The organism is Pseudomonas sp. PME37.24/025, from assembly GCF_055556615.1.
On record NZ_JBVHNK010000527.1, the window covers coordinates 1 to 207 of the forward strand.

Below are 207 nucleotides of genomic sequence, written 5' to 3' on the forward strand. Positions count from 1 at the left end.
CCCCATGTGAGAGTAGGTCATCGTCAAGATTAAATTCCGAAACCCCTATCTGCGTATGCAGGTAGGGGTTTTGTTTTAGTAGAAGTCACCGATTTTGCTGGCACGTTACCGCTGTAACGGGCTGGTCACAGAATTTCTTGACGACCATAGAGCATTGGAACCACCTGATCCCATCCCGAACTCAGCAGTGAAACGATGCATCGCCGA

1 rRNA gene is annotated in these 207 nt (G+C 49.3%); it reads left to right on the forward strand.

Annotation, left to right across the window (positions count from 1 at the left end):
• Positions 1 to 136: 136 nt before the first annotated feature.
• Positions 137 to 207, forward strand: a 5S ribosomal RNA gene (gene rrf, locus ACZ3HH_RS31325); the annotation flags it as partial.